Raw genomic sequence first — 18,907 nt, forward strand, 5'->3', positions numbered from 1 at the left:
TGTCGTAGTAGGGTCAAGGCATGCCTTGACCCTACTACGACAAAAACAAAATATTTATTGTGATTTAAATTCTTTTAATTCAAAATTTTTCCCATCAAAAACGCCGTAGGTATAATGATTTATCCAATCGCCTAAATTGTAGTAAGCTGAATTTTCACCCACTTTTATTTCCATAGGCAAATGGCGGTGACCGAAGATGAAATAATCAAAATGCTGAGTTTCTAATTTTCGTTTGGCGTACTGCGCTAACCATTCCTTCTCTCCTCCCAAAAATTCTTTGTCTTCGTCTCCCGAAATCAATTTATTTTTTACAGAAAGATGTTGTGCTAAGCGCACCCCAATATCGGGATGCAACCAGCGGAAAAGCCACTGCGAAAATGGATTAGTGAAAACTTTCTTCATCCGTTTATAGCCTTTATCTCCCGGACCTTTTCCATCTCCGTGACCAATAAAGAAATGTTTGTTATTGAAAACAAATTCTTTCGGATCGTGATAAACAGGGATGTTTAGTTCCTTTTCAAAATAATCGTGCATCCACAAATCGTGGTTTCCTACAAAAAAGTGAATTTGAATTCCGCTATCGCGAAGCTCAGCAAGTTTTCCTAAAACGCGTACAAAACCTTTTGGAACCACGGTTTTGTATTCAAACCAAAAATCGAAAAGATCGCCGAGCAGAAAAATTACTTCGGCATCGTGTTTTATGGTGTCGAGCCATTTCACAAAAATCTTTTCGCGCGGAAGGCTTTCGGCCTGTGTAGGCGCACCAAGATGGTTATCGCTAGAGAAGTAAATTTTTTTGCCTTGCGGGATTTGCATATGAGATCTTTCGGAAGTTCAATTTACGATTATTGATTTATGTTAGGCAATTCAGTTCTAAATGTGCGAAACTTTTTTAATAGAGTTAATTGCTTTGTTCCCTTATAATCGACTTCCTCAATTAATATATTAATAAAATCTTCATCTGGGAACGGCTGATTTAGTTTTTGTTTAATCTCGTCAAATTGTTCGTTTAGTTCAACCAAATTTTTTTTAATCAGTTCAATAAATTTTTGAATAAACTCTTGTTGGGTATTAAACCGTATACCACCAATATTTGTTGTCAAAAGAAAAAATTCTTTGTCATTTACCAAATCATACATTTTATAAAATTCCTCTAAAACAATTCCGCTGTTCTTTATTTGTCCTTTAAAATTTAAATTAACCGTTTTAGACACTTTTTCGTAAACAGCGATATTAAAATCTTTAATCATATTTTCTGCAACGAATTTCATAAATGTTAGATAGCGAAGCTAAAATTAATTATCCCCTGCAAACCACTGCGCATAACTGCTGTCGGTTTCCTGAAGTTTTAAAGAGTGTAGAGTGATATTTTTCGGCAGACGATTCTTTATTTTTTCTGAAAAATCTATTACCATCATTTCGCTAGTGGGCTGGTAATCTACCAAAAGCACACTGTGTCCGCGGTCGCTCAATTCTTTCGCCAATTCTACGTGAGGCGTATTTTTATTGAAAACAGTTGCGTGATCAAATACATCCACAATTTCTTCTTTTACAATCCTTTTTAGGTCGCTAAAATCTATTACCATTCCAAACTTAACATTGTCGCTATCGGCAATTGGAGTGCCAATTACAGTAACGGATAGTTTGTAACTGTGGCCGTGCACATTTCTGCATTTGCCATCGTAGCCATAAAGTGCGTGACCTGTTTCAAAAGAAAAAATCTTGGTGATGCGTATGTTATTCATGTGGTGAAATTGGGCAACAAAGATACAATTTTCTTCGGCCAGACATTAGCACATAGCTCTCGAATAAATAAGGCGTAGTTTTGACTGAAAGCAACAGTAGTTAAATCTGTAAAAATGTAAATTTTTTCGGAAGAAAAATGCTTCTTTTTACACTTGTATAAAATCACCGATTTCTACACTATATTTGCCCGCTTTTTTAAAGTAAAATAAATGACCCAAGAACTCTTTGAACAAATAGAATTTGTTGAAAATCCGTTGTTCGAAACTATTATAGACAACTTGCTTCAACAGCAATATTGTATTGTAAACGACTTTTTCTCTTCGGAAGAAGTTGCTATTTTGCGCAATTCGTTACATGCAAAATACGAAGCAGATCGCTTTAAAAAATCGGCTATTGGCAATCACACAAACGAAGAAATTGACAAAACCATCCGTGGCGATTTTATTCTATGGATGGATGAAAAAAACGCCAATGAAGCAGAGCAGTTATTCTTCAAAAAAATAAATGAATTGGTTAATTACCTCAACAGAACTTGCTTTTTGGGCATTCTTCGCCAAGAGTTTCATTACGCTGTTTATCCAAAAGGGACTTTTTACAAAAGACATTTAGACACATTTCAAAACGACGACCGCCGCAAACTTTCTATTGTTTGCTATTTAAACGAAGACAACTGGCCGCGCGAAAATGGAGGAGAGCTAACGATTTACAAGGAAAATGAGGCGTTGGATATTTTACCGCTCCCTGGGCGGGTGGTTATTTTTGAAAGTCAAATTTTGGAACACGAAGTAAAAGTGGTAAAAGCTTCGGAGCGCATGAGCATAACAGGTTGGCTGAAAACGCGCTAACTAGATATGAGAGATTAAAGGTAAATCTTGTGATCGCGGCAGTATTCGGCTATGTAATCTTGAAGATTTTCTATGGCTTCTTTAAAATTTACACGCTCACTTTCACCAAAGCGTTCAGCTTCCAAATCGCGTTTTAACTCCATCGAAATACTTTGACGGATTTCGAGTAAAAGAATTTTCAGGTATTTTTCTTTGTTCATTTCTGAAACCTGCTGCAAATCTATAAGTGCATCGCAGACTCCTTCATATTCCGAAACAAGTTCTTTTACAGAAGAATTTTCCAGCAATTCGGGATTGTTTTTGAAGATTTCAGAAGGTGTTTTCACGACGATATATTTTCAAAGTAAAAAATACAAAGAATTTAGCGTTTTTTCAGCTTTTGATAAATAACTACGGCAATTACTAAAACTGCCAATATTAAAAAAAGGCCAGGGCCACCGATAAATTTTAACCAATCCATATTCAATTATTTAAAGAATAAAAGGGTGTAATTATTTATAAACATCATTCTTTCAAAACCAAATATATGAATTTTGGATTACCTTCAAGTAAGGTTTTCACTTGCGTCTTGGATTTTTTTAAAACGATAAAACCATTCTACAATTTTATTTAGTTTTTCTCTTTTTAAGCATTTTTAAATAGGGAACATGTATTAAGAGTCAAGAGTAGAAACATCAAAACTTTCAATAAATTTTGGGCGGATAAAAAAATATTCCCATAAAAACAAGCTCATAAAAAAGAGGGATTTGGGTATTGAATACCCCAAATGAGTTTTATAAAAATTAAAATTGTGCTTTAAAAGACTTATTTTATTTGCACTCATCGAATCTTTTCTAATTCTATAAAATGCTAAATCTTGAATGATTCCCCTTGCTGGTTTTTTACTTCTTTTAATGGCTTCGAGCCACAGCGCCCAATCTTGTCTTTTGGGTATTTCTGGCGACATGATTTTTCCTATGCTGGAGGCATGGTACATGCCGGTTAGGTTACCGATATAGTTATTACGGCGTTGCTTTTTATAAGTAAGCACGGACATTGCTTTAACCCGTCTATCGAGCAGATTTCCCGTTTCATTTACGTGAAGATAACTTGTAAAAGAAACGGCGCAATTCGCGTCTTGCATATAGCTTAGCTGAACTAAAAGTTTATTTGGCGCCCAAAGGTCATCCGAGTCTAAAAATGCTATATAATCGCCTTGAGCCATTTCTGTGGCTTTATTTCTACAATAGCCAGGACCGTGGTTGGTTGATAATTTTAAGAATTGGATTCGGGGGTGTGAGAAAGATAACTTATCAATAATTTTTGAGGTGCCATCGGTAGATGCGTCATCTACTATAATAAGTTCCCAGTGACTATAACTTTGTGCAAGTACACTTTCAATAGCTTCCGCAACAAATTTTGAAGAATTATAAACCGGCATTATTACTGAAACAAGCGGGTTCTCTTTTACATTAATACGCTCTTTCTTCCCCTCTAATTGCATTGATGATAGTTTGGAAAACGATTTTTATGTCGAGGAATAGGCTCCAGTTTTCAAGGTAAAAAATATCGAACTTAACTCTGTTAATAATATGGTTATCATCTTCTACCTCTCCGCGAAATCCACTTATTTGCGCTAAGCCTGTAATTCCTGGCTTAATAAAATGGCGCACCATAAATTTATCTATTCTTTCTGCATACATATGTGTATGACTAACCATATGCGGGCGTGGCCCTACTACAGACATTTCACCTTTAAGTACGTTAATAAATTGCGGTAATTCGTCAATACTAGTTTTTCTAATAACTCTACCGACCCTTGTTACACGTTCATCGCCCTTAGTAATTTGGTGTAGGTGAGCCATTGGATTGGGGATCATACTTCGAAATTTATAGCAATAAAACTCCTTGTAGTCTAATCCGTTTCTTTTTTGTTTAAAAAATACGGGGCCTTTGGACTCTAACTTAATTAACAAACCGAGCAGGGGTGTGAGCCAGGACAGTATTCCAACAATAATTAAAAGGGAAAGAATAATGTCAAAACTCCGTTTTAAAAACTTGTTAAAAGGTTCGTCTATAGGTATTCTTCGCATAGAGAGAATAGGCAGCACTCCGTAATATGAAAAGTCAAGTTTTTTACTATATATCTCTTTATTATCTGGAAGAAATTTTAAAATTTTGAGGTTATTATCTACAAAATCAATCAATTTTATAAGGTCCTTATTGCCGATTTCTGCAACTGAAGAGTAAACCTCATCAATATTTTCCTTCATAATATATTCCATACACTCTTCAATAGAAACCTTGTTAGGACCTTTTAAATCGAAGGTTTTATAAAGTTTATAACCATAGACTGGATTGTCGAGAAAGAACTTGCGCAGTAAGTCGGTTTTTTGATTAAGACCTATAATTACTACTTTTCTAACGTTACCACCTAGATGCAAACGATATTTCTTGAGAAGAAAGAAAACGCTCAACTTCATTATTGTAACACATATCAGTACTAAAAGAATGTATTCAAAAATTGTAGAGGCCGAAGTTGGCAATTCATTATAAAAACCAAAAAAGGAAAAAACCATCAGAACGAAAATGATTCCTTGTTTTCCAATAAGCGAAATAATTTTTGCGAGATGTGTAAATCGATATATTTCGTAAAATCCTGAACGCGTTGATAGTAATAGCCATGCAACTGTTAAAAACATTACATAGTTAAAATAAGGAAAAGGCTGATCGAAAAACTCAAACGCAAAAAAATGGATAAAGAACAAGTCTATTCCATATGAAATAGGCCTTAACAATCCTGAATATCTTCCGCTTTTAAACATTTAAATTATTTATTATGCTTTGAAAAATCTTTGTGTTCGCTTTTTGTTAGTTCTTCCTTAGAAAGACTTTTAAAATACTCGAATGTTTTTCTCATACCTTCTTCCCTTGACACTTTAGGTTCCCAACCCAATATTTCTCTCGCTTTAGAAATATCTGGCTCGCGTTGCATAGGGTCGTCTTGAGGTAATGGTTTAAAAACAATTTTTTGCTGTGTGCCAGTTAATTTGATTATTTCTTGCGCAAAATCAAGAATGGTAATTTCTTCAGGATTGCCAATATTTACTGGCAATGGGTAATCGCTCATTAGCAATCGGTATAATCCTTCAACCTCATCATCAACATAACAGAATGAACGAGTTTGAGAGCCATCGCCAAAAACTGTTAAATCTTCTCCACGTAAAGCTTGCCCAATAAAGGCAGGTATTACTCGACCGTCATTTAGTCGCATGCGAGGTCCATAAGTATTAAAAATACGCGCAATACGTGTTTCTAAACCGTGAAATCTGTGATAGGCCATTGTAATAGATTCCTGAAATCGCTTTGCCTCATCATAAACTCCTCGAGGGCCAATGGTGTTTACGTTTCCGAAGTACTCCTCCGTTTGAGGATGAACTTGGGGATCTCCGTAAACTTCAGATGTTGAAGCAATAAGGATTCGAGCATTTTTTTCTCTTGCTAAACCAAGAAGATTGTGAGTACCTAATGACCCAACTTTTAGGGTCTGGATCGGTATTTTTAAGTAATCAATTGGGCTTGCTGGCGATGCAAAGTGAAGTATATAGTCTACTTTTTCAGGAACGTGTACAAATTTAGTAACATCGTGATGATAGAATTCAAAAGCTTCCAGCTTAAAAAGATGGGCTATATTTTTAAGATCGCCAGTAATGAGATTGTCCATCCCTATTACATGAAAATCTTCGGCAATAAACTTATCGCAAAGGTGCGAGCCTAAAAATCCAGCAGCACCAGTAATTAGGACGCGTTTCTTCATAAATTCACTGCCTTTCTTCCAACAGAAACATAGGTAATTCCTTCTGCTTCCATATCATTTACATTGTATAAATTTCTTCCGTCAAAAATAACTGGATTTTTTAATAATTCCTTCAATTTGCTGTAATCTGGGGTACGGAAAATACTCCATTCGGTACAGATTAACAAAGCATCTGCATTTTCTAACGCAGCGTACATAGATTCAGAATATTTTAATTTATCTCCAAAACGTTTCTCAATATTTTTCATTGCCTCAGGATCGAAAACCTGAAGTTTTGCACCTGCTTTCAGCAATCCTTCCATCATATCTATTGAAGGGGCTTCGCGAATGTCGTCCGTTTCGGGTTTAAAGGCCAATCCCCAAATAGCGATTGTTTTACCTTTTAAATTGTTGTTGAAATAAGTATCAATTTTGGGCAACAAAATTGTTTTTTGTGCTGAATTGATTTCAATTACCGAATTCAAAATTTTGAAATCATAATCTTCATCTTTTCCAGCCTTTTTGAGCGCTTTTACATCTTTTGGAAAGCAAGAGCCGCCATAACCAATTCCTGGAAAAAGAAAACGTCTTCCAATACGGCTATCGGTTCCCATTCCTGCACGAACCATATCTACGTCGGCACCAACTTTTTCGCAGTAGTTGGCAATTTCGTTCATAAAAGTGATTTTGGTAGCCAAGAATGAGTTTGCAGCATATTTTGTGAGTTCAGCAGATTTTTCATCCATAATTATTATTGGATTTCCAGAGCGTACAAACGGGCTGTAAAGCTTTTTCATTTGCGCAGTTGCTGTTTCACTACTTGAACCGACAACGATGCGTTCCGGCTTTAAAAAATCGTCTACTGCAAATCCTTCCCGAAGAAACTCAGGGTTGGATACAACATCAAATTCACAGGAGGCATTTTTCGCAATAATGCTACGTACTTTTTCTGCAGTACCTACTGGCACGGTGCTTTTATCTACGATTACTTTGTATTCTTTAATTTTTTTACCTATTTCTTCCGAAACATTCAAAACATATGAAAGATCTGCAGACCCATCTTCATCCTCAGGTGTTGGAAGGGCCAGAAAAATAATTTCGCCGTGCTCCAATCCCTCATCGAGCGAAGTTGTGAATTTTAAACGATTGGCCTTTATGTTTCTTTCAAAAAGAACATCTAAATGTGGCTCATAAATGGGCACTTCGCCATTGCGCATTTTATCCACTTTCGCTTTATCTATATCAACACAAACTACATCGTTTCCTGTTTCGGCTAAACAAGTTCCCGTTACAAGGCCAACATAGCCAGTTCCTATTACTGAAATTTTCATAATTATGTTTACCCTTCAACTACCCTTCGCTTTTAATCAGTTTTAATCAGTGAGCGATACTAGGGAAAATTGTGATGGTATTTTTTTAAATTAACGATTGCAAAAGTACAATTTGCAATTCTTTTTATATCTTTTTTAGGTCGTTGTTTTCCGCTGTTTTAGCAGTTGTTATTAGAACAATTAAAATGAACCCCACGTAGTAAGCTCCAATTTGTCTGTGAAATAAATTTTCAACCATACAATACATTAGCAATATTGCCAACATTGCCGTAGGGAAAAATTGTTTTCTGGTTGATATAAAACTTACGGTAATAAATATTATGAAAAGCAACAGCGCTATAAAACCTGCACTTAGATAAAAATCCACAAACTGATTATGGGTATTATAACGTTCGGAAATAAATCTTTCCCTTTTATTTAAATCGGAAATTTGGGTTTCATAACAAGATACCAACTCATCTTTAGTGGCATCAAAACCAAAGCCTGTTAAAATAAATCCTTCCTCATTTATAATGGTTTGTGCGCAATTCCAAACCACGGCGCGCAAATCATAGGTCAGCGATTTTTCTATAAAGGCCGGCGTATGTCGTGGGTTTCCTACTTGACTTAATTGAATACTCTTTTCGTTCTTAATTAAAAAGAACAAACTTATTATAGCTGCAATTGTTGCTATGGCAATTCCAATTTTCCATTTTTTCCGCTGCCCGTAAAATTGTCTAACTAGTATTAGCACAAATAAAGAAATAACGGCAATTTTAGAAGCAATCAAAATGATAAATAATGCATTGACCAAGATATTTGCTAAATAATAATTGTTATTTGGGTGGTATTTTTTCTGAATTCCCTGAAAGGAAATTAAAATACTGAAGGTACTTAAAAGCCCTAAATACAGTCTATCTATCAATAACGATTCTATAACTTGTGGGGAGTCACCTAATGCGAAACTTCCCGTTGCATCCGTAATCAGCACAAAATTATAAACCGAGAAAATAATAGCCGCTAGCGCCGAAAATATTACTGCACTATTAATCTTTTTAACATCTGCAATTGGGATGTAAAGAATTGCGAGCCCAACAGCAATTAAAACTTTTTTGATTATGTTGAAATCTTCAGGCAACCTACCGCTGCTAAACGAATTAACGCAGAGGTATACAAAAAGTAACAGGAATACTGCAATAGGAAGTGATTTTAGTCTTTTGAAATCCTCCTTTTTTACAATAAATGGAAAGGCAATTACCAAAATTGCTAAAAGGATATTAGGAAGCGCCCTGATGTAATTATCAAATGGAATAATGAGATAGAGCAATAAAAAAGCATAGGGGTATATGGCAGCGAGCAGTATCCTCATTGTTCAGTAATCTAATTTCTAAATTTTAGGGGAAGATAGAAAACTCTGAGGAGATATTAGATATTTGATAGGAGATATTAGATATGAATTGGGCTTCGATATTCTCTTGTCAATAGCTGTATTAGAAAAATTCTGTTTCAGAAAAAATGTAAAAAGTGCGGGGTGCTATTTTGAAAATTTCTCTTTTAAAACTAAAAAGATAAATTTTGAATTACCTACCAAGTATCGTTTCCACATGCGTCTTGGCTCTTGGGCGAAGCGGTAGAACCATTCCAAGCCAGCCTTTTGCATCCAAGCAGGGGCGCGTTTTGTTTTTCCTGCAACTACATCAAAACTACCGCCAACGCCCATAATTAGGTTTACGTTTTTAAGGATATCTCGATATTTATAGAGAAAATTTTCTTTAATGGGAGATGAGATTGCAACAAAAAGCATCTGCGTTCCACTGTCTGCAATCTGTTGGGCAATTTCTTCTTCTTCAGAAGGGTTGAAATAACCGTTGCGGTAACCAGCAATAATTTCGGGACTGTAGATTTCAGAGTATTTATCGACTACGTTTTTCACCACTTCTTCCTTTGCTCCAAAAAGGAATATTTTGTTGTGATTTTTATGTGCCATTTCCACAAGACCCACCATTAAGTCTATCCCAGCGACGCGTTCCTTGAGCGGTTTCCCTAAAAACCGTGAGGCCCATACTACAGACTGGCCGTCGGCATTTATTATATGACTTTGATTTACACTTTGGCGAAGTTCTGCATCTTTTTGCATAGCCACCACTTTTCCTGCATTTACAACTACATGGTGTAGCTGTTCGCCGGTTTGTATTTTTTCCTGCACCAAGGCAAGAGTTTCCTGCATGGAGAGGTTGTCTATGGCGGTGTTTAGGATATTTATACGTGGGCGATTACTCACAATTATTTTTTTGCGAGCAAAGATAGTATTTATTAGACCTAATTGTTTAAATAGATACCTTCAAAATCTAAATGTTGATTTTGTTCATCTAGAAGACCTATTGATATCGCCCCAGTATCAAGATGCAATTTATAAAGGTACTGCTCATTATTTGCTTCTTTGATTAAGGCGTAGATACTATTTGAAGAAAGAGAATAATCTATTTTTTGAACCTCCCTTGCTGAAACAAGAGCAATTGAACTTACAATATTTCCAGTTGCTTTATCCAATTCAACGATTTCGTGATTGGAGCCCCCCGATGATTTAACGCCAAAAATTCTTTCAGTAGCAGTTATAAATATATGCGTATATGTATCAGAAATGTTAGTACTGTTAAGACTAGAAGTGTCAACATTAAATTTCATTAAAATAGGTTGCCCAGTATTATTTGTGGTGAAGAGAAGCAGTTCATTTGTAGATGGAAGAAATCCAGAATGTTTTATGTCGTAAATAAAATCTGTGGGAAATTCATAATGTGTTGAAACATCGGTTTTATTTATATTGGCCGATCTAATTTCATAAATATCATCAATACTATCATAATAGCGATATATGTAGTATATTTTATTATTAATAGCAGCTAAGATGCTGCCATCTCTATCTCCGCCGTCATTTAATGTCCACTGGCCTAGCCCCAGTAGTTAAATTTAAAATGCTACATCCTTTACCATATGGCATTCCTTGACCATAACGTATAATGAAGGTGTGTACGAAAATATTTGCTTCTCTATAAAAATTTGAAGAATGATATTCATAACAAGATTGATTATGCAGCTGGGCAATTTCATCTATCATCATTCCTGTATTAACATCTAGATTATAGATTTTCAAAACATCACATCCACCCCCCTGAATTGGTAGGTATCCGTATAGTTTATCCAATTCCTCAATAATTTCAACAATCTCGATGGTACCTACCATTAGTGTGAAATCTTCATAAGCTATAACCACCTCGCCAGAAGTGGCGCCTTGCGGTATTGTGGTAATAAGTTGGGTTTCGGTTACGCTTGTGGTTTCACTTTCAATTCCGTTGAAGAAATTCTATATATAATTGCTGGATCAATATTTTCGCCTAGAAAAACAATCTCATCTCCTACGGATGCTTCAACTGGAGAAAAACTGGTTATTACTAATGGGCTTTCTGATTCCTCAGTAACATTATCGCTATTTGTACATCCTATAAAAAGAAAGATGATTAAAAAGTAGGGTGAAATTCTCATAACGTTAAATTTAATTAGAAATAAATGTAATGAATAATATTTACTGAATACCGTTCGCTACCATAAAATTAGCTAATTTTTCCCCAATATCATTAAGGGCTTCTGGGTTATAATGTACGGGGTCCGTTAGCCATTTGCGGTCAATAAAGTCCTTTGTTTCATTATAACCTATGTAAGTGTACTCATCTTCTGTTGCAACCTCTCCTTGAATTTTTCGAACAACGGTATATCCCTCGTCACATTCCTTACAAGTGGCATGCCTTCCCGTTTCAATTATGATAAAGGGCAAAGTGGAACCATATCTTTTTCTATATTCTGAAATTAAGTTTTTTAAATCAGCCTTGTATTCTTCAGCTGTTAAAATACTTTTTCCTATTGCTTCGCCGTCGTTTTCTCCTTGGGACCAAATTACTGCCTTTATAGTATCTTCTTTATTGTAAGGAGGATAAATGAAGGAAAGTCTTTTATCTATTTCATCAAAACTTGCATCCAATAAAGTTCCGGTAGGGCTCCAATTTCCCCAATTATTTGTTTCGGCTTTTGCATTTAACGCACTCCCAGCTTTGGCGCATTGTATTATATAAATTTCACTGCCCGTCAACTTCTTATAATGATATGCAAGTGTATCTCCCAAATGTACGGCATTGCTTTGCCCGGCAAGTACAAACATAACTTTAGGTTTTGCACAGGAGGCCATTAATAAAAGTGAAAAAATTAAGAGCCACAAATTTTTCATTTTCTAGAACGTATTAGTTTTGCCGGCACCCCACCCATCACTGAAAATGGTGCTACATCTTTTGTAACTACTCCACCTGCCGCAATAATAGAACCGGTTCCTATTTTAATACCTGGCATTACCACCACATTTCTGCCCAACCAAACATCGTCCTCAATAATTGGCGGATTGGGTGCTGTTTCCCCTTGATTTGCCATAGGAATTTCGGTGCTTAAATGATTGTGGGAAGTACTTAATATTGCAACATTTGGCGCAATCATTACATTGTTGCCAATAAAGGCACTTTGAATAAATACATTTTCGTTTATTTGGCAACCGGAGCCAATTTTCAGGTTTTCGCCATTAGATAGGTATACGTTATTCTCTATAAAACTTTTGTCGCCATAAGGCATCAGTTTCAATATTTTTGAAACATACCAAGAACGAATAGGCCTCGTAAAAGAAATAAATCTTGAATGCGGCAAATGGTAAATTACACCATAGTAAAAAGCCAATATTAATTTCTTGTACATACTATTTTTAGTTGAGCAAGTAGGTTTTGCATTACAAATTCGCTTTCATAGGCTGTAGCAGTTTTATAAGCCTCTAGCCTCATTTTTTCTTTTTCTTCTTTTGAAAAGTTAAGATATTTTTCGATGCAAATGGTTAATTCTAAAACATTCCCAGGTTCGAATAACATCCCGTTTAAGTTATTTTCAATATACGTCTTTAGCCCTGCAATATCGCCGCCAATAACAGGTGTTTTACAACTCATTGCTTCAAGGCCAACAAGCCCTAAACTCTCTGCTTCTCGCTTTGTAGGAAACACCATTACATCCATTTTATTGTAAAGATGAACTAATTGCTCCTGCTTTATAAGTCCAAGAAAATCTACGTTGTTTTGGAGCCCGAAATCGTTGATCATCCTTTTCATTATAGGTTCCTGAAGTCCTTGACCGGCTATAATCGCCTTAAAATTTACGCCTTTCTCCTTTAAAACTTTTAAGGACTTTAAAAAGTCGTCCCATCCTTTTCCTTCATCAATTCTGGAAATCATTCCAAGAATTGGTACTTCATTACTGGTTCTTTCCATTGGATAAAACCTTGTTGCGTCCACGCCTCCAGAAGGGGAAACAAAAATTTGTTTTTGTGTTAAAAAAGGATAGTTCTCCAGCATCATTTCCTTAAAATAGGTTGAAGGCGTAACCACTAAATCCACCTTTTTTAAAATGAACTTATTCAACACATCAATTTTTTTGCCTTTTGAATTTGTTACATCATCTCCGTGTACGTTTATAACCAAAGGTTTTTTCTTTTTGAAAAGAAATAACAAAAAAGCCAAGGCTGGCGCATTGTGCGACATAAAATGCACGTACAAAAGATCGTATTTCTTAAAGATAAAATTATACCAAATGGAACAATAATATTTTAGATAGGAAACTGCCTTGCTAAGGTTGTTCGGTTTTTTGCCCTTAATAACGGATACTGCTGAAAAAACAACTCCCTTTTTTTCAAGTTCGAGCCTAAAATTCTTCACAAATACCCCAAAGAGAGAATCCTTTGAAGAAGGGTACATATTTGAAATTAGGAATATTTTCATCTTCAGTTTCTTAAATTTATTTGTTATCCTGCAGCCAATAATAAATACTCAACAATAGAAATATTTGCTTTTCCTTATTGTAACCTTTTAAATGCTCGTCCAGTACGTTCTTAATAGCTTCCCTATTAAATATTTCGGTAAATGGACCAGGGTTCAAAAGCTTTTCCAAAATTTGATCGTTATAATTTTTAAACCAAATTTTAGTTGGCGATTGAAAGGCGAATTTTTTGCGGTTAATGATTCGTTCCGGCAAAATTTTCTTCGCGTATTCTTTATGTATAATTTTTGTCTGTCTAAAGGCCAATCTTTCTTTTGCTGGCAACGCTTCAATGTAACCTACTAAATGGGTGTCCAGCATTGGCACTCTGCATTCCAAAGAAAAATTCATCGTAATTTTATCTGTATACAGAAGCAAATCGTCTGGCAGATTCATGCGTACATCTATAGCCATCATCCGCTCTGCCGAGGTTTTTTTTCGGCTACAATTAAGCGTATTATAGAAATAAGAAATCAACCCAAATGCTTTTTCCTCTTTTACGTTCAGTAATTTTTTTATGTCGTTCTGCGTGAAAATAGAATACACATTTAAAAATCGCTGCACGTCATCTTTTTCACCAAGTGCATTTACGGAGCGCAAAATGCGTTCATTTTTAACGCCAATGTGGGGAATGATTTTATTTGCCGAATGAATAAGCCCCCGTGGAATTTTTTCAGAAATAACTTCGCCTTGGTATCTTTGGTACCCTCCCAAAGGCTCATCTGCACCTTGCCCAGTGAGCACAACTTTTACATATTTTGAAGCCAATTGGGAAAGATAATACATTGGGATAACCGATGTTGTAGCCAAGGGTTCTTCAATTATTCGTGTAGTCTCTTCAAAAATGGAAAGAAAATTATCAAAATTTATTTTGGTTGAAAAATGCTCCAAGCCCAAAATTTCGGCTGTTTCGGCGGCGGCATCAATTTCATCTTCCTCGTGCAAGCCTTCAAAACCTACGGTAAAGGCTTTTAGTTTTTTGTCGGAATGTTTCTGCGCTATCGCCGCAACAACTGCCGAATCTACACCTCCGCTTAAAAAAATGCCTATTTCCACATCGGCCATTAATTGCCTTTTTACGGCATTTTCAATGTGCGTTTCATAGCCTTCCAGCGTATTCTGTTTTGTAATTTTTTGAGGTGTTATATATTCCTTTACAAAATACTTTTCCTTAAAATGCAAAGTTTTCGAAGCCAAATCTACTTCAATATAATGGCCAGGCTTTAGTTTTTGAATATCCTTGTGCAGGGTTAATGGTGAAGGCAGATAACGAAGACGTAGTAAGGTTGGCAGGTTATTAAAATCTGGCGCAGCGTTATCCATCAAGTTTTTAACCGGGCGAATTTCAGAGGAAAAAATAAAGCTTGTATCGTCTTTAAAGTAATAAACAGGCTTTACCCCGAAATGGTCGCGAGTCAAATACAATTTTTCATTTTCAATATCTAAAAATGAAAATCCAAAAATTCCATTGAAATCGTTAACGCTGTCTATGCCATATTTTCTTAGGTAATAAAGAATGGTCTCAGTATCGGAATGGCCTTTAAACTCAACCTCTTTTAGTTTTTTCCTTAAATCCAGATGGTTATAAATTTCGCCATTGAACGTAATAGCGAATTTTCCGCAGGAAGAAATCATGGGTTGCCTTCCCGCATCGGAAAGTTCAACAATTGCAAGCCGTACAAGGCCCAATCTAATATCGTGTTGGGCAACCTTAAAACTTTCAATTTCTGAAGCGTCGGGCCCTCGGTGCGCTATTAGTTTTAGCGCATCTAAATTATACGGTTTATTAATAGAACCAATTATTCCACACATAGACGTTCGTTTGCTTCGTTTTGGTTAAGTTCTTTGGTATTTGGATACCAAAGAATAAAAAAGGAATAGAAAAACGCAAAAATAAAAACGCCTTTACTTATTCCGAATATACTTTCTGAAAATGAAAATAGAGCAACAATTATAAAGAAGCTCAATGCTTCTCCTGTAAGCCTAGTTTTTTTATAAAAAATGAGTAAAACAATAAGAAAAATGAGCAATCCCAAAATCCCGTTTGAAACAAGAAATTCCAAATATTGGTTGTGGGCATTGTATTTATTGTTTAGAGCTATGGTAAAATCGCCCTTGCTATAAGCTAAATTGTACAACGCTTGGGAGTCGCCAGTGCCCACCCCAAAAATATAGTTGCCACGGTCATCGAATTCAGAGAGAATTGCAATCCACCTTGGGTATCTGTCCAGGGTTACATTGCCTTGAGTATCGACAATTGCGGAGAATTTGGTTCCTAAATAATCAAACTTTAAAGACAAAATTGCCAAAAGTATTACCAAACCTATGAAATAGAATATCTTTTTAATTTCCAGCTTTCTAAAAATGGTTATAACAATCATTACTACCAAACAAATAATTCCAATTCGGCTACTGGTTTCTATCAAAAATAGAAAGAACGGCGCCAATAGTAGCACGAGTTTCAATTTGTTTTTCCTTAAATTAATAAATTCAGGCATTCGTATAATTCCCAGTATAAAGATTACCAGCATTACTGCAAAATAGCTTGGGTGCGCCTCCAAAGGTATTAAGGCATTCCACCCATTGTATATCCACTTAAAAAAATATCCTGCCTGTACCCACGGGGTGGCATTGGTTAAAATGGATTCAATAATATACGCCCAGCATATTACCATTCCGGTAAATAGGCCTATTCCAAAGAAAATATAAGTTCGTTTTAGATTAAAGTCTTCGCGTTTATGCGACAGAATTATAAAAGGAATTAAAACAAGGCCTAAGCTACGCTCTATATCCCGAAGTGCGTCTTTTACATTCGTTGAAAAAAACCAGCCCATTACAAACAATAAAAAGAGGGCCACCAAAAAGTAAAAAGCAATTTTGTTTTTTTTAAGATTCTGAAATCGCTCCTTTGGTTTTAGCAGAAATATGGAGGAGGCAATAAAAAACCATAATATAATTGTATTCAAATTTTCCCACAACGGTAAAGTGGCGACAAATAGATAGGTGCTGGCCTCAAAAAAAACTCGCCGTGGCGAATTATTGATCCAGTAACTTTTTATACCGTTTATCATAGGTGTTGTTAAAGGCTATTTTTTTTAGGGATTGCAGCAAGGCTTCGTATTCTGCTGCTCCTATTTTTTGAATTTGTTGGTGTATTGCATCTATATTTTCAAAAGATGCAAAAAGAGGATAATCGTTGCTTAAAAGCTTCTGTAAAGGAATATGTTTTTCAGTAAAAAATGGCAGCTGAAAACTTAAAAAATCGAACACTTTTATAGGAAACGTTAGATCGTCGTACATATTTCGTGGCCGCGTATGCAGCGCGTAAGCAATATTGTTATTTTGAATAAATTGCGAAATTTCATTTCTGGGAACCTTTGTAGCTTTTATCGGACTGCCTTCTACCATTTCCTGAATATTGACTGCTCCAGATAACACAAAGAAATTGTAGTGTTGGGCATATTTTTTTGAAAAGGTAACAAAAGCTTCAAACCCAGAATTTTTATAATCAATACTTCCCAAATATAAAAGCCCCAGTTTTTTAGAAAAATCCGGAGGCTGCACATTTTCTGTAATATTATAGGTTCCGGGCGGCAAATCGGAAAATGGACGTGTTGGAAAAATTTTATTTTTCTTGAAAAATACTTCACCCATTTCCGTAGTAGGAAACACCATAGAAGTAGAGACCCAAGTAAGGTAAAAATTGCTCAGTTTGTTTAAATAAAACGTAACTTTTTTACGCAAACCACTATAATCTTCAGGGAAAAGTTCGATATAAATATCGCGGATAAAAACAATTACTTTTTTTGATCTGAATTTTATAAACAGCAGTGGCAAAACGTCGATTAAGCTTATTCTATTAGTGGCAGATTCAACATAGCACAAATTGCGACTTTTAAATATCGATTTCAATTTGTTTCCTCCCGTTATTATTTTGCCTCCATTTTTCTGAAAGGTGTTTTTAAACAAATTGATACGGGTAATGGGTCCACCGGAAATCTTTTTCAGATTGGGCACAACGTATAAACTATTCTTCATTACCTGGGTTTTTAAGGAGCCTTTGCTTGCTGCGAATCTCGGTTTCAAGAATTAAAAATGGCACAATTAAATAGAATACGTTTGTAAAATAATGAATGGATAGCAGATTTGTAATTAGTACTATGGCCATAAATCCGAGTTTTGCCTTCATAGAAGGTATTTTATAGACCAGATAAACATGGGCTAATAAAAATATAAATAGCAATAGAAATCCACCTCGGTGATAGATATAGTAAAATCCATTGTCTATTTCCAGAAATGTAAATTTCCCGCTAAAATATTGCGCTATTTTGTTTTCGCGATAAACTGTTGTATTTACGCCAAAACCTTTCCCAATTATTTTTTCAGACCAGGTAAAATTTTCTGTTATAAGGGCCGTGTTTAAATCCTGAATACGAATTTTCAAACTTTCATATTCCCAAGGTTTTAGAACATAGGGCAATTTTTCCTTAATTGCCTCTGGCGCATATTTCGAATTAAAGAATGCTACAGACACAACAATCATCAGCGAAAAACCTACTATAAAAGCTGGGTTAAAAAGTTTTTTCACATTTATTATTATCAACAAAAGCAAGACTCCTGCAGTTACAAGGTTCTGTAAGTTTGAAGTAAGAAACAGGTAAACCAAGGCAATTACCCACGAAATAGCGAGGGGCATGTCAAGAGACATTCTGTTGTATAAGTAGTAAAACCCAATAAGCACTATAGGTATAATAGACGGACCATACACACGGCCACCTTTACCTGTGGTATCTATATTCCACAGACTGGGCACAAAGCCTAAATAGCTCATTATATAAACCACAGCCACTACGGCATTTAAAATAAAGAGTAACCGCAGTAACTTAAAGTCCTTCACATTTACCAAGAACAGGTAAAAAATAAGGCCGTAGAACTGAAATTTAATATCTATTGTAGGATTAGGATACTGGTGAATTAAACCCAAAATTAAAAATGGTACATATAAACAGCCCGCAATAATAACATAGTGCGGTACTTCAAGCTTTCCTTTTTTTGCGACCACCCATGCACCAGCCAAAAGAAGCACTAGGCATAATGCCATGAGACTACTGAAGCTAAGAGTGCTAACAGTTAAAAAAAGGACGATCAGTATAATTTGATATATAGACTTCAATGCAAAAGTTTATGGAAAATTTAGCGCTTTCCAGTGTTGCCACAAAGCTACTGTTTTTTAAATTTTATCATAACCGGTAACAAATATATAAATGTAATGCTCGTAAAAATTTCTAGATTTAATTTTATGTAGATTTGAAATAAAAATAGCAACCAATTTTTGGCTT

At 35.4% G+C, this 18,907-nt stretch carries 20 protein-coding genes and 1 pseudogene; 1 reads left to right on the forward strand and 20 read right to left on the reverse strand.

Annotation, left to right across the window (positions count from 1 at the left end; translation table 11 throughout):
* Positions 1–54: 54 nt before the first annotated feature.
* From AC3RVG_RS04430 to AC3RVG_RS04440, 3 genes are read right to left on the reverse strand one after another with little or no spacing between them, the layout of a single operon-like run.
* Positions 55–816 (reverse strand): UDP-2,3-diacylglucosamine diphosphatase, encoded by a 762-nt coding sequence (locus AC3RVG_RS04430; protein ID WP_489690238.1) that lies wholly within the window; start codon positions 814–816, stop codon positions 55–57.
* A 29-nt stretch (positions 817–845) separates the two neighbouring features.
* Positions 846–1,271 carry a hypothetical protein gene (locus tag AC3RVG_RS04435; protein WP_489690239.1) on the reverse strand — a complete coding sequence of 142 codons (426 nt, stop codon included), beginning with the start codon at positions 1,269–1,271 and terminating at the stop codon, positions 846–848.
* A 24-nt stretch (positions 1,272–1,295) separates the two neighbouring features.
* The gene (locus tag AC3RVG_RS04440) at positions 1,296–1,745 is read right to left on the reverse strand and encodes a 6-pyruvoyl trahydropterin synthase family protein (RefSeq protein WP_489690240.1); all 450 of its coding nucleotides are present in this window, start codon (positions 1,743–1,745) and stop codon (positions 1,296–1,298) included.
* Positions 1,746–1,955: 210 nt separating this feature from the next.
* Between AC3RVG_RS04440 and AC3RVG_RS04445 the strand changes: the two genes are divergently transcribed.
* Positions 1,956–2,591, forward strand: coding sequence for a 2OG-Fe(II) oxygenase (locus AC3RVG_RS04445; protein WP_489690241.1), 636 nt, complete (start codon positions 1,956–1,958; stop codon positions 2,589–2,591).
* Positions 2,592–2,605: 14 nt separating this feature from the next.
* Here the strand turns inward: AC3RVG_RS04445 and AC3RVG_RS04450 are convergent, their stop codons facing one another.
* The 17 genes and pseudogenes from AC3RVG_RS04450 to AC3RVG_RS04530 form a co-directional block, all read right to left on the reverse strand.
* Positions 2,606–2,917, reverse strand: a complete 312-nt coding sequence (locus AC3RVG_RS04450) for a hypothetical protein (RefSeq protein ID WP_489690242.1) — start codon at positions 2,915–2,917, stop codon at positions 2,606–2,608.
* Positions 2,918–3,243: 326 nt separating this feature from the next.
* A complete protein-coding gene (locus AC3RVG_RS04455) occupies positions 3,244–4,074 on the reverse strand; it encodes a glycosyltransferase family 2 protein (RefSeq protein WP_489690243.1) in 831 nt (276 codons plus the stop codon).
* On the reverse strand, positions 4,043–5,395 hold the full coding sequence (locus tag AC3RVG_RS04460) for an exopolysaccharide biosynthesis polyprenyl glycosylphosphotransferase (protein WP_489690244.1): 1,353 nt from the start codon (positions 5,393–5,395) through the stop codon (positions 4,043–4,045). Before AC3RVG_RS04460 ends, AC3RVG_RS04455 begins: the two co-directional genes overlap by 32 nt.
* 5 nt (positions 5,396–5,400) lie before the next feature.
* Positions 5,401–6,387, reverse strand: coding sequence for a UDP-glucuronic acid decarboxylase family protein (locus tag AC3RVG_RS04465; protein ID WP_489690245.1), 987 nt, complete (start codon positions 6,385–6,387; stop codon positions 5,401–5,403).
* Positions 6,384–7,697, reverse strand: coding sequence for a UDP-glucose dehydrogenase family protein (locus tag AC3RVG_RS04470; protein ID WP_489690246.1), 1,314 nt, complete (start codon positions 7,695–7,697; stop codon positions 6,384–6,386). Before AC3RVG_RS04470 ends, AC3RVG_RS04465 begins: the two co-directional genes overlap by 4 nt.
* Positions 7,698–7,821: 124 nt before the next feature.
* The gene (locus AC3RVG_RS04475; RefSeq protein ID WP_489690247.1) at positions 7,822–9,045 is read right to left on the reverse strand and encodes an O-antigen ligase family protein; all 1,224 of its coding nucleotides are present in this window, start codon (positions 9,043–9,045) and stop codon (positions 7,822–7,824) included.
* 165 nt (positions 9,046–9,210) lie between these two features.
* The gene (locus tag AC3RVG_RS04480) at positions 9,211–9,957 is read right to left on the reverse strand and encodes a WecB/TagA/CpsF family glycosyltransferase (RefSeq protein WP_489690248.1); all 747 of its coding nucleotides are present in this window, start codon (positions 9,955–9,957) and stop codon (positions 9,211–9,213) included.
* 38 nt (positions 9,958–9,995) lie between these two features.
* Positions 9,996–10,361: a hypothetical protein gene (locus tag AC3RVG_RS04485; RefSeq protein WP_489690249.1), complete on the reverse strand. Its 366-nt coding sequence runs from the start codon at positions 10,359–10,361 to the stop codon at positions 9,996–9,998.
* Positions 10,362–10,605: 244 nt separating this feature from the next.
* Positions 10,606–10,917 carry a hypothetical protein gene (locus AC3RVG_RS04490; protein ID WP_489690250.1) on the reverse strand — a complete coding sequence of 104 codons (312 nt, stop codon included), beginning with the start codon at positions 10,915–10,917 and terminating at the stop codon, positions 10,606–10,608.
* A gap of 80 nt (positions 10,918–10,997) precedes the next feature.
* Entirely contained in the window at positions 10,998–11,216 is a 219-nt protein-coding gene (locus AC3RVG_RS04495; RefSeq protein ID WP_489690251.1) for a hypothetical protein, read from the reverse strand.
* 40 nt (positions 11,217–11,256) lie between these two features.
* Positions 11,257–11,886 carry a sialate O-acetylesterase gene (locus AC3RVG_RS04500; RefSeq protein WP_489690252.1) on the reverse strand — a complete coding sequence of 210 codons (630 nt, stop codon included), beginning with the start codon at positions 11,884–11,886 and terminating at the stop codon, positions 11,257–11,259.
* 68 nt (positions 11,887–11,954) lie between these two features.
* A pseudogene (locus tag AC3RVG_RS04505) lies at positions 11,955–12,110 on the reverse strand (DapH/DapD/GlmU-related protein); the annotation flags it as partial.
* Positions 12,111–12,448: 338 nt separating this feature from the next.
* The gene (locus AC3RVG_RS04510; protein ID WP_489690253.1) at positions 12,449–13,531 is read right to left on the reverse strand and encodes a glycosyltransferase family 4 protein; all 1,083 of its coding nucleotides are present in this window, start codon (positions 13,529–13,531) and stop codon (positions 12,449–12,451) included.
* A 16-nt stretch (positions 13,532–13,547) separates the two neighbouring features.
* On the reverse strand, positions 13,548–15,380 hold the full coding sequence (gene asnB, locus AC3RVG_RS04515) for an asparagine synthase (glutamine-hydrolyzing) (RefSeq protein ID WP_489690254.1): 1,833 nt from the start codon (positions 15,378–15,380) through the stop codon (positions 13,548–13,550).
* Positions 15,368–16,534: an O-antigen ligase family protein gene (locus tag AC3RVG_RS04520; RefSeq protein ID WP_489690255.1), complete on the reverse strand. Its 1,167-nt coding sequence runs from the start codon at positions 16,532–16,534 to the stop codon at positions 15,368–15,370. Before AC3RVG_RS04520 ends, asnB begins: the two co-directional genes overlap by 13 nt.
* 70 nt (positions 16,535–16,604) lie before the next feature.
* Positions 16,605–17,606: a hypothetical protein gene (locus AC3RVG_RS04525; RefSeq protein ID WP_489690256.1), complete on the reverse strand. Its 1,002-nt coding sequence runs from the start codon at positions 17,604–17,606 to the stop codon at positions 16,605–16,607.
* Positions 17,596–18,669: a hypothetical protein gene (locus AC3RVG_RS04530; RefSeq protein WP_489690257.1), complete on the reverse strand. Its 1,074-nt coding sequence runs from the start codon at positions 18,667–18,669 to the stop codon at positions 17,596–17,598. Before AC3RVG_RS04530 ends, AC3RVG_RS04525 begins: the two co-directional genes overlap by 11 nt.
* Positions 18,670–18,907: the final 238 nt, after the last annotated feature.

It is taken from the genome of Aequorivita sp. IT1282, from assembly GCF_058068205.1.